This window comes from Dactylosporangium sp. CA-152071 (assembly GCF_050936335.1).
GTDB lineage: Bacteria > Actinomycetota > Actinomycetes > Mycobacteriales > Micromonosporaceae > Dactylosporangium > Dactylosporangium maewongense.
On record NZ_JBNJMZ010000002.1, the window covers coordinates 66,619 to 79,227 of the forward strand.

The window sequence follows — 12,609 nt, forward strand, 5'->3', positions numbered from 1 at the left end:
ATGGGTGGGTCTGAGCACGAACTCCGCGAGCTGATGTCCGGCCAGCTCGGTGTCTGGTACGCCCAGCAGCTCGCTCCGGCCAGCCCGACCTTCAACATCGGCGACTACCACGAGCTGCGCGGCGACCTCGACGTCGACGCGTTCGTCGCCGCGCTGCGCCGCACCGTCGCGGAGGCGGGCGCGTACCGGCTGCGGCTCACCACCGACGCCGGGACGCCACGGCAGTACGTCGACGACGCGACGCCGTTCCCGATCGCCGTCGTCGATCTGCGCGACGAACCCGACCCGCGGGCCGCCGCCGAGGCGTGGATGCGGGCGGACGTCGACACCCCGGTCGACCTTACCGCCGGCTGGCTCACCGCCCAGGCCGTGCTGCGGCTCGGCGACCGGCACACGATCTGGTATCAGCGCGCCCACCACATCGCCGTCGACGGCGAAGGCCTGGCGGTGTTCGCCCGGCGGCTCGCCGGCATCTACGCCGACCTTGCCGGCGTGGATGCCAGCGAGGCACTCGCGCCGGTCGGCGTCCTGATCGACTCCGACGACGCCTACCGGGACTCCGCCGACCGGGACCGGGACCGCGACTTCTGGCGCGGCGTCCTCACCGGCGCACCCGAGCCGGGCGGCTGGCGCGGTCACCACACCGGCCGGCTGGCGCACCGTCCGGTCCAGCACCGCGAGCACGACGACCTCGACGTCCTCGCGGCGCTGCGGGCGGCGGCGAAGCGGCTGCGGACCAGCCTCGCCGGTGTCGTCATCGCCGCCACCGCGGTCTACCGCCACCGGGTCACCGGCACCGACGACATCGTCCTCGGCGTCGCCGTCAACGGCCGGACCCGGATGCGCGAGTTCGGCATCCCGGGCATGACCGCCAACACCGTCCCCGTCCGGCTCGCCGTCACCCCCGGCACGACCGTCGCGGACCTCGTGCGGCAGGTGTCGGCGGCGACCCGGCAGGGCCTGGTGCACCAGCGGTACCCGTACACCGACATGATGGCCGACCTCGGCATGGTCGGCGGGCTGCTCTACGACACGGTCGTCAACGTCATCCCGGCCGACGAGCCGGTCCGCTTCGGCGACTGCGCGGTGGAGTGGACCGGCCTGTACACCGGCCCCGTCGACGACCTGCGCATCGACCTCTACCACGGCCGCGCGGCCGGCGGCGTCTTCACCGCCGTCGAGCTCAACCGCGACCTGCACGCCGACGACGAGTGCGCGGACGTCTCGCGGCGCTTCCACCGCGTGCTGCGCTGGATCGCCGCCGCGGACGCCGCCGAACGGGTCGGCGACGTGGACCTGCTCGACGACGACGAGCGGGACCTGGTCCTGCGCCGGTGGAACGACACCGCCACCGAGCTGCCCGGCGGCCTCGTCCCCGAGCTGTTCGCCCGTCAGGTGGCGGCGGCGCCGGACGCGGTCGCCGTGGCGTGCGCCGGTGACGAGGTGTCCTATCTGGACCTCGACACCCGCGCGAACCGTCTCGCCCACCACCTGACCGCTGCGGGCGTCGGCGCCGAGTCCGTCGTCGGCCTGTACCTGCCGCGCGGGATCGACATGGTCGTCGCACTCCTGGCGGCCTGGAAGGCGGGCGCGGCCTACCTGCCGATCGACCCGGCGTACCCGGCGGAGCGGATCGCGTTCATGCTCGCCGACGCGAAGGCCGCGGTGCTGCTGGGCCTCGAGGACGACCTCGACGAGCTGCCCGCCGGCCGGGTGCGGACCATCGCCGTCGACGACCCGCGGATCGCCCGCCGGCCGGCGGCCCCGCCGCGCGTGCCGCTGCTGCCCGGCCAGGTCGCGTACGTCATCTACACGTCCGGCTCGACCGGCACCCCGAAGGCCGTCGCGGTCACCCACGACGGCCTCGCCAACTACGTGTCCTGGGCGATCGGCGACTACGGGCCGGCCGGCCGCGGCGCGGTCCTGCACTCGTCGCTCGCGTTCGATCTCACCGTCACCAGCGTCCTCATGCCCCTCGCCGCCGGCTCCCCGGTCGTCGCCAGCCCCGAAGGCGGCGCCGAGGGCCTCGCCGGTCTCGTGAACGGCGGCGGCGGGTTCGACGTCCTCAAGGTCGTGCCCGGGCACCTGCCGCTGCTGGCCCGGCTCATCGACGACGCCGCCGCGCCGGACGCGGCCCGGGTCCTCGTCGTGGGCGGCGAGGCCCTCACCGCCGGCCCGGTCCGGCAGTGGCTCGACCGGGCACCAGGGTCGGTCGTCGTCAACGAGTACGGGCCGACCGAGACCGTCGTCGGCTGCTGTGTGCACCGCGTGACCCCGGACCAGCCGATCGACGGTGACCTCGTCCCGATCGGCCGGCCGATCGCCAACACCCGCCTCTACGTCCTCGACCGGCGGCTGCGCCCCGTCGCCGTCGGCGTGCCCGGCGAGCTGTACATCGCCGGCGCGCAGCTGGCCCGCGGCTACGTCGGCCGGCCCGGCCTCACCGCGGACCGGTTCGTCGCCGACCCGTTCGGCGCCGGCGGTCGGCTGTACCGCACCGGCGACGTCGTGCGGTGGACCGCCGGCGGCGACCTCGTCTACCTCGGCCGCGCCGACGAACAGCTCAAGGTCCGCGGCTACCGCATCGAACCCGGCGAGGTCGAGGCCGTCCTCACCGCCCACCCGCTCGTCGCGCAGGCGGCGGTCGTCGCCCGCGAGGACGTGCCCGGCGACCGGCGGCTCGTCGCCTACGTCGTCGCCGAGGACGGCGCCGACCTCGCCGGCGTCGACCTTCGGCAGTTCGCGGCGGTGCGGCTGCCGGAGCACATGGTGCCGTCCGCCGTGCTCGCCCTCGACGCCCTTCCGCTGACCCACAACGGCAAGCTCGACCGCAAGGCCCTCCCGGCGCCCGACGCCGCGACGGCGGGGACCGGCCGCGGCCCGGCGAACGCCCGCGAGGAGCTGTTCTGCCAGGGGTTCGCGGAGGTCCTCGGCGCCGGCACCGTCGGCGCCGACGACGACTTCTTCGCCCTCGGTGGCCAGTCGCTGCTCGCCGTCCGCCTCGTCGAATGGCTGCGGGTCCGTGGTGTGCCGGTGTCGGTGCGCGCCCTGTTCGACACGCCGACGCCGGCCGGTCTCGCCGCGGCGGCCGTCGCCGCACCGTCCACCACCGCCGTCCCCGCGAACCGGATTCCGGCCGGCGCCACCGAACTCACCCCCGACCTGCTGCCCCTGGTCGGGCTGACCCAGGCCGAGCTCGACGCGGTCGTCGCCGCCGTGCCGGGCGGCGCCGCCAACGTCGCGGACGTCTACCCCCTCGCGCCGCTGCAGGAAGGGCTGCTGTTCCACCACCTCCTGGCGTCCGGCGGCGACGACCTGTACCTCAGCTCCTTCGTCCTGGAGTTCGAGGACCGGGCCCGGCTCGACGCGTTCACCGCCGCCGTGCAGCGGGTCGTCGACCGCCACGACGTGTTCCGGACCGCCTTCCGGTGGGAAGGCCTGCGAGAGCCGGTCCAGGTGGTGCAGCGGACCGCGACGGTCCCGGTCGTCTCCGACGGGGCCGGTGCCGCCATGGACCTGCGCCGGGCCCCGCTCCTGGACGTCCACGTCAGCCCCGCGGAGGCCGGCCGCTGGCTCGGCGTCCTGCGCATCCACCACATCGTCCAGGACCACACGACTATGGAGGTGCTGCTCGAAGAGGTCCAGGCGGTCCTGGAAGGCCGCGCGGACACCCTGCCGACGCCGCTGCCGTTCCGTGAGTTCGTCGCCCGCTCCCGCGCCGGCGCCGCCACCGAGCGGCACGAGGCGTACTTCCGGTCCCTGCTCGACGGTGTCGACGAGCCGACCGCCGCGTACGGCGTCACCGACGCGCACGGCGACGGCAGCGGGGTCGTCTCCGCGCACCTGGCGCTGGACGCGGAACTCTCGGCCCGGCTGCGCGAGGCCGCCCGCCGGGTCGGTGCCAGCCCCGCGACCGTCGCCCACGTCGCCTGGTCCCGGGTGCTGTCGGTGGTCGCCGGCCGCGACGACGTCGTGTTCGGCACCGTCCTGTTCGGGCGGATGAACGCCGGTGCCGGCGCGGACCGGGTCGCCGGCCTGTTCATGAACACCCTGCCGGTCCGCGTCCGCACCGCCGGGACCGGCGTCCTCGCCGCTGTCGCCGCGATGCGCGGGCAGCTCGCCGCCCTCCTCGAACACGAGCACGCGCCGCTCGCGATCGCGCAGCGGGCCAGCGCCGTCCCGGCGGACCTGCCGCTGTTCACCACGATGCTCAACTACCGGCACAACGTGGAGGACAACGCGCACCGGGACCGCCACCTGCCCGGCATCCGCCAGGTGTCCTACCGCGAGCGGACCAACTATCCGCTCGCGGTCGTCGTCGACGACAACGGCGACAGCTTCGGCCTCGTCGTGGACGCCGTCGCCCCGATCGACCCGCACGCGGTCGCCGTGATGCTGCGCGCCGCGTTCGCCGGTGTGGTGTCGGCGCTCGAGGGCGACGCCGCCGGCGTGCCGCTGTCCGAGATCGGGGTGCTGGGCACGGCCGAGCTGGACCGGGTGCTGCGGGACTGGAACGACACCGCGGCGGAGGTGCCGCCGGGCACGCTGCCTGCGTTGTTCGCGGCGCAGGTACGCCGGACCCCGTCCATGCCGGCGCTGGTGTTCGAGGGCGTGACGGTTTCCTACCAGGAGCTGGATGCGCGGTCGAACCGGTTGGCGCACCGGCTGATCGCTGAGGGTGTGCGGGCGGACTCCGTCGTCGGTGTGCGCCTGCCCCGTGGTGTGGACTTGGTGGTGGCGTTGCTGGCGGTGGTGAAGGCCGGTGGTGCGTACCTGCCGATCGACCCAGACCTGCCGGTGGACCGCAGCGCGTTCATGGCCGCCGACGCGGGTGCCGTGTGCGTGCTGACGTCCGTTGCCGCCGACGAATGGCCGGACACGGATCCGGGCGTGCACGTGCTACCGGGCCACGCGGCGTACGTCATCTACACGTCCGGCTCCACCGGACTACCCAAGGGCGTCGTGGTGCCGCACGAGGGCATCGTGAACCGTCTGGTGTGGATGCAGGCACGGTTCGGTCTCCAACCGGGGGATCGGGTGCTGCACAAGACGCCGTTCGGGTTCGACGTGTCGGTGTGGGAGCTGTTCTGGCCGCTCATCCAGGGCGCCGCGATGGTGATCGCGAGGCCCGGCGGTCACCGCGACCCGTCGTACGTCGCCGAGCTGATCCGCGCTGAGCGTGTCGACACCGTTCACTTCGTCCCGTCGATGCTGGACGCGTTCCTGGCCGCTCCGGAATCCGGGGAGTGCTCCGGGCTGCGGCGGGTCGTCTGCTCGGGTGAGGCCCTCGGCACCGCGGTCCGCGACCGGTTCTTCGAGGTGCTGCCGGGCGTCGGCCTGTTCAACCTGTACGGCCCGACGGAGGCGTCCGTGGACGTCACCGAGTTCGAGGTGCGGCCGGACGCGTCGCCGGTGGTGCCGATCGGCAGGCCGGTGTTCAACACCCGCGTGTACGTCCTGGACGACCGGCTCGCCCCGGTGCCGGCCGGCGTCGCCGGAGAGCTGTACCTCGCAGGCGTCCAGCTCGCCCGGGGCTACGTGAGCCGGCCGGCGCTGACGGGCGAGCGCTTCGTCGCCGACCCGTTCAGCGACGGCGAGCGGCTCTACCGCACCGGTGACGTGGTCCGCTGGTCCGACGACGGTGACCTGGTCTACCTGGGCCGGGCGGACGAGCAGGTGAAGGTCCGCGGGTTCCGGATCGAGCCCGGCGAGATCCAGGCCGTCCTCGCCGCGCACCCGCAGGTGGAGCAGGCCGCCGTCGTGCTCCGCGACGACCGGCTCGTCGCCTACGTCGTCGGCGCGGTCGGCGGGCTGCGGGAGCACGCCGCGTCCCGGCTGCCGGAGTACATGGTGCCGTCGGCGTTCGTGACCCTCGACGCGCTGCCGCTGACCGTCAACGGCAAGCTCGACCGCCGCGCCCTGCCGGCGCCGGTGTTCGAGACCGGCGCCGGCCGCGGGCCGCTCGACGTGCGCGAGGAGCTGCTCTGCGCCGGCTTCGCCGCCGTCCTCGACCTGGACACGGTGGGCGTCGACGACAACTTCTTCGCCCTCGGCGGCCACTCCCTCCTCGCCGTCCGGCTCGTCGAGTGGCTGCGGGTCCGGGGTGTCACCGTGGCGGTCCGGGCGCTGCTGGACACGCCGACCCCCGCCGGTCTCGCCGCCGCGGCGGGCACGGCAGCGGTGCCGGTGCCACGCAACCTGATCCCAGCCGGCGCGCAGACCATCACCCCCGAGATGCTGCCCCTCGCCGACCTCACCGCCGACGAGCTCGACCGGGTCCTCGCCACCGTGCCCGGCGGCGCGGCCGACGTCGCCGACATCTACCCCCTGGCACCGCTGCAGGAAGGCCTGCTGTTCCACCACAGGCTCGCCGACGGCGGCGACGACGTCTACGTCCTGCCCGGAGTGTTCGAGTTCGACAGCCGTGACCACCTCGACGCGTTCACCGGCGCCCTGCAGACCGTCGTCGACCGCCACGACATCTTCCGCACCTCCGTCGTCTGGGCCGGCCTGCGGGAGCCGGTCCAGGTCGTGTGGCGGACGGCGACGCTGCCGGTGACGCAGGTCGAAGGGGTCGCCGACGCCGAGGAGCTGCTGTCCGCCGCCGGCCTGTCGCTGGACCTCGGCCGCGCGCCGCTGCTGGACGTGCACGTCTGCCCGGCCGCCGACGGCCGCTGGCTCGGCCTCGTCCGCATCCACCACCTGATCCAGGACCACACCGCGCTCGACGTCGTCCTCGGCGAGATCCGCGCGATCCTGCACGGCCGTGCCGCCGAGCTGCCGCCGCCGCTGCCGTTCCGCGACTTCGTCGTCCAGGCCCGCGCCGGCCTGCACACCGGCGAGCACGAGCGGTACTTCGCCGGTCTCCTCGGCGACGTCGACGAGCCGACCGTCGCGTTCGGGGTCGCCGACGTCCACGGCGACGGCAAGGCCGTGGTCCAGGCCGCCCTGCCGCTCGACGCGGACCTCGCCGCCCGGCTCCGCGAGGCGGCCCGCCGGTGCGGGTCCAGCCCCGCCACGCTCATGCACGTCGCCTGGTCCCGGGTCCTCGCCGCCGCGTCGGGCCGCGCCGACGTCGTCTTCGGCACCCTGCTGTTCGGCCGCATGAACGCCGGCGCCGGCGCCGACCGGGTCCCCGGCACGTTCATCAACACGCTGCCGGTCCGCGCCGGCACCGCGGGCGTCGACGTCACGTCCGCGGTCACGGCGATGCGCGGCCAGCTGGCCCGGCTTCTGGAGCACGAGCACGCGCCGCTCACCCTCGCGCAGCGGGCCAGCGCCGTCCCGGCCGACCTGCCGCTGTTCACGACCCTGTTCAACTACCGGCACGACGCGGTCACCGGCCCCGGCGACGCGGTCGCGTTCGACGGCATCCGGCAGGTGTACTTCCGGGAACGCACGAACTACCCGGTGGCCGTGTCCGTCGACGACGACGGCACCGGCTTCACCCTCGACGTCGACGCGGTCGCCCCGATCGACCCGCACACCATCGCCGCGATGCTGCGCACCGCCACCGCCGGGCTCGTCACCGCGTTGGAGGCGGGCGCCCCGGCGGAGCTGGCGTCGCTGCCAGTCCTCGACCCGGCCGGCCGCGAGCGGGTGCTGAGCGAGTGGAACGGCACCGCCGTCGCCCGCCCCGCCACCACCGTCGCGGACCTGTTCGCGGCGCAGGCCGCCCGCACACCGCACGCTCCCGCGGTGGTGTTCGACGGCGCCACTGCCACCTTCGCCGAGCTCGACGCGCGGGCCGCGCGGGTGGCGGCCCACCTGCGGAGCCTGGGCACCGGGCCGGAGTCGGTGGTCGCCGTCCGGCTGCCGCGGAGCATCGACCTGGTGGTCGCCGTCCTCGGCGTGGTCAAGGCCGGCGCCGCGTTCCTGCCGGTCGACCCGGACCTGCCGGACGAGCGGGTGGCGTTCATGCTCGCCGACGCGGACGCCCGGATCGTGCTGTCCGACCTGTCCGACCTGTCCGACGTGCCCGCCACCGGCGCTCAACAGCCGGTGACGGTCGACCCCGGTCACCCGGCGTACGTGATCTACACGTCCGGGTCGACGGGCACCCCCAAGGGCGTGGTCGTGTCGCACGCCGCGATCTCCAACACGCTGCGGTGGCTGACCGACGGTTACGGCATCAGCGCCGCCGACCGGATCCTGCACAAGACCCCGGTCGGGTTCGACGTGGCGGTGTGGGAGCTGTTCCTGCCCCTCGTCGCCGGCGCGACCCTCGTCGTCGCCCGTCCCGGCGGTCACCGCGACCCGGCGTACCTGGCCGCGCTCATCCGCGAGCAGCAGGTCACGGTCGCGAAGTTCGTGCCGTCGATGCTGCAGGTCCTGCTCACCGAGCCGACCCTGCCGGAGTGCGGGACGCTGCGGCACGTGTTCGGCGGCGGCGAGGAGCTGCCCGCCGCCGTCCGCGACCGGTTCCGCCAGGTGCTGCCGGGCGCCCGGCTGCACAACACGTACGGCCCGACCGAGGCGGCCGTCACCGTCACCTCGCACGAGTGCGACCCGCACGCCACCGGGACGGTCGTGCCGATCGGCCGGCCGATGGAGAACGTCCGCACCTACGTCCTCGACGACCGCCTCCAGCCGGTCCCGGCGGGGGTGCCCGGCGAGCTGTACCTGGCCGGCGCCCAGCTGGCCCGCGGCTACGTGAACCAGCCGGCGTTGACGGCGGAGCGGTTCGTCGCCGACCCCCTCGGCATCGGGGAACGGCTGTACCGGACCGGTGACGTGGTCCGCTGGACCGGCGACGGAGATCTCGTGTTCCTCGGCCGCGCCGACGAACAGGTCAAGATCCGCGGCTTCCGGATCGAGCCGGGGGAGATCCAGGCCGTCCTGGCCGGGCACCCGCAGGTCGGCCAGGTCGCCGTCGTCGCGACCGCGGACCAGCGGCTCGTCGCCTACGTCGTCGGCGCCGCCGACCTGGGGGAGCTGCGCGCGTTCGCGGCGGCGCGACTCCCGGAGTACATGGTGCCGGCCTTCGTGTCGCTCGACGCGCTTCCCGTGACCGTCAACGGCAAGCTCGACCGGCGAGCGCTGCCCGCACCCGACTTCGCCGCAGCCGGCACCGGCCGTGGACCGGCGAACATCCGCGAGGAGCTGCTCTGCCTCGGGTTCGCGGACGTCCTGGGGCTCGACCCTGCCGGTGACCCCGTCGGTGTCGACGACAACTTCTTCGCCCTCGGCGGCCACTCGCTGCTCGCGGTCCGGCTTGTCGAGTGGCTGCGGCTGCGCGGCGTGTCGGTGTCGGTCCGGGCGCTGCTGGAGGCGCCGACCCCGGCGGGTGTCGCCGCCGCGGCGGGCCCGGTGACGGTGCCGGTCCCGGCGAACCTGATCCCGGCCGGGGCGCGGACGATCACGCCCGACATGGTGCCGCTGGCCGACCTGACCCCGGCAGAGCTCGACGCGGTGCTCGCCACCGTGCCGGGTGGCGCGGCGAACGTCGCCGACATCTACCCGCTCGCCCCGCTGCAGGAAGGGATCCTGTTCCACCACATCCTCGCCGCCGGCGGCGAGGACACCTACGTCGCGCCGCTCGTGCTCGAGTTCGCGGACCGGCCGAGCCTCGACCGGTTCACCGCAGCGATGCGGCGGATCATCGACCGGCACGACGTGTTCCGCACCGCCTTCGTGTGGTCGGGCCTGCGCGAGCCCGTCCAGGTCGTGTGGCGGACGGCGACCCTGCCGGTCACCGAGATCCATGGCACGGCCGGCGCCGAGGACCTGGTGGCGGCGGTCGGGCTGGCGATGGACCTCGGCCGCGCGCCGCTGCTCGACCTGCACGTCGCAGGCGTCAGCGGCGGTCGCTGGCTCGGCCTGGTCCGGCTGCACCACCTCGTGCAGGACCACACCGCGATCGAGGTGGTCCTCGACGAGATCCGGGCGATCCTCGCCGGCGCGTCCGCGGACCTGCCGGAGCCGCTGCCGTTCCGCGACTTCGTCGCCCAGGCCCGGGTCGGGCTGCGCGACGGCCGGCACGAGAAGTTCTTCCGCGACCTGCTCGCCGACGTCGACGAGCCGACCGTCGCGTTCGGGGTCGCCGACGTGCACGGCGACGGCACCGACGCCGTGCAGGTCTTCGCCGGTATGGACGGCACCCTCGCGGCCCGGCTGCGTGACGTCGCCCGCCGTGCCGGCGTCAGCCCCGCGACGGTGCTGCACGTCGCGTGGTCGCGGGTCCTCGCGGTCGTGTCCGGGCGCGACGACGTCGTCTTCGGCACCGTGCTGTTCGGCCGGATGAACGCCGGCGCGGGCGCCGACCGCGTCCCCGGCCTGTTCATGAACACCCTCCCGGTGCGGGTCCGCACCGCGGGCACCGACGTCGTCACCGCGGTCGCGGCGATGCGGGCCCAGCTCGCCGGGCTCCTCGAACACGAGCACGCACCCCTCGCGCTCGCCCAGCGGGCCAGCGCCGTCCCGGCGGACGAGCCGCTGTTCACGACCCTGTTCAACTACCGGCACAACGCCGCCACCGGCCCCGTCGAGCTCGACGGCGTCCGGCAGGTGTTCTTCCGGGAGCGGACGAACTACCCGCTGTCGGTGTCGATCGACGACGACGGCACCGGGTTCGGCTTCGACGTGGACGCGGTCGCCCCGATCGACCCGCACAACGTCACCGCGATGCTGCACACCGCGACCGCCGGCCTCGTCGAAGCCCTGGCACAGGCGCTGGACGGCGACCGTCCCCGTCCGCTGTCGGCGGTGCCCCTTCTCGACCAGGCCGGTCTCGACCGGGTGCTCCGCGAGTGGAACGCCACCTCCGCCCCCTGGCCCGCCGCCACCCTGCCGGGTCTGTTCGCGGCGCGGGTCGCCGCGGCCCCGGACGCGACCGCGCTGCTCTTCGAGGGCGCCACGGTCACGTTCGCCGACCTGGACGCGCGGTCGGACCGGGTCGCCGGCTACCTGCAGGGCCTCGGTGTCGGTCCGGAGTCGGTGGTCGGTGTCCGGCTGCCGCGGGGTGTGGACCTGGTCGCCGCGGTGCTGGGCGTGGTGAAGGCGGGTGCGGCGTTCCTGCCCATCGACCTGGACCTGCCGGCGGAGCGGGCCGGGTTCGTGCTCGCCGACGCGGGTGCCACGGTGGTGCTGTCCGACGTGGACGTGGACGGTGTCTTCGCGCCGGTGGCGGTGGATCCGGCGCAGGCGGCCTATGTCATCTACACGTCCGGGTCGACGGGCACCCCGAAGGGTGTCGTCGTGCCGCACGCGGCGGTGGTGAACACGCTGCGGTGGCTGGCGGACGAGTACGACCTCGGCTCGTCCGACCGGATCCTGTTCAAGACGCCGGTCGGGTTCGACGTGTCGGTGTGGGAGCTGTTCCTGCCGTTGACGTTCGGCGCGACCATGGTCGTCGCCCGCCCCGACGGGCATCGCGAGCCCGCCTACCTGGCGGCGCTGATCCGCGACCAGCGGGTGACGGCGGCGGAGTTCGTGCCGGTCCTGTTGCAGGCCCTCCTGGAGGAGCCGTCGACCGCGGAGTGCCGGTCGCTGCGGCACGTGCTCAGCGGCGGCGAGGAGCTGACCACCGCCGTCCGGGACCGGTTCTTCGAGGTGCTGCCGGACGCCCGGCTGTACAACACGTACGGCCCGACGGAAGCCGCGATCACCGTGACGTCGGGGGAGTGCGGACCCGGTGGGGTGGTGCCGATCGGCGGGCCGATGGCGAACGTCCGCGGCTACGTCCTGGACGACCGGCTGCAGCCGGTGCCGGTGGGCGTGGCGGGCGAGTTGTACCTGGCCGGTACCCAGATCGCTCGCGGCTACCTGAACCGGCCGAAGCTGACCGCCGAGCGGTTCGTGGCGGACCCGTTCGGGCCCGGACGGCTGTACCGCACCGGCGACCTGGTGCGCTGGACCGACGATGGGCAACTGGTGTTCCTCGGCCGGGCCGACGAGCAGGTGAAGCTGCGCGGGTTCCGGATCGAGCCGGGGGAGATCGCCGCCGTCCTCCAGCAGCACCCGGCCGTGTCCCAGGCGGTCGTGCTCCTCCGCGAGGAGCGGCTCGTCGCCTACGTCGTCGGTGCCGCCGACGACCTGCGCGACTTCACGGCGGCGCGGCTGCCCGAGTACATGGTCCCCGCCGCGTTCGTCACCCTTGACGCGCTGCCGCTCACGGTCAACGGCAAGCTCGACCGCAAGGCGCTCCCCGCACCGCACTTCGAGGGCGGCTCCGGACGCGGCCCGGCGAACGTCCGCGAGGAGCTGCTCTGCCAGGCGTTCGCCGACGTCCTCGGCGTCGGCACGGTCGGCGTCGACGACAACTTCTTCACCCTCGGCGGGCACTCCCTGCTCGTGGTCCGGCTCGTCAGCCGGGTCCGGGCGGCCCTCGGCGTCGAATGCCCGGCCCGCGCCGTGTTCGACGCCCCCACCCCGGCCCGCCTGGCGGCCCGCCTCACCGGCGCCGCCGACGCCCGCAGGCTCCTCGTGCCGTCGCCCCGCCCGCCGCGGCTGCCGCTGTCCCCGGCGCAGCAGCGACTGTGGTTCATCGACCAGCTCGAAGGCCCCAGCCCGCTCTACAACATCCCGATGGTCCTCGAACTGACCGGGCCCGTCGACGCCGGCGCCCTCGAGGCGGCCCTGCTCGACGTGATCGGCCGGCACGAGGTGCTG

General features: G+C 74.6%; 1 protein-coding gene (only partly in view). It reads left to right on the forward strand.

Annotated elements, in window-relative coordinates; all coding sequences use genetic code 11:
• Positions 1 to 12,609: the 5' portion of a non-ribosomal peptide synthase/polyketide synthase gene (locus ACQEVZ_RS40425; protein ID WP_433377402.1), read on the forward strand. 21,357 nt of this gene lie beyond the right edge of the window; the window shows 12,609 of its 33,966 coding nt (coding positions 1-12,609); it begins with the start codon at positions 1 to 3; the stop codon falls past the right edge of the window.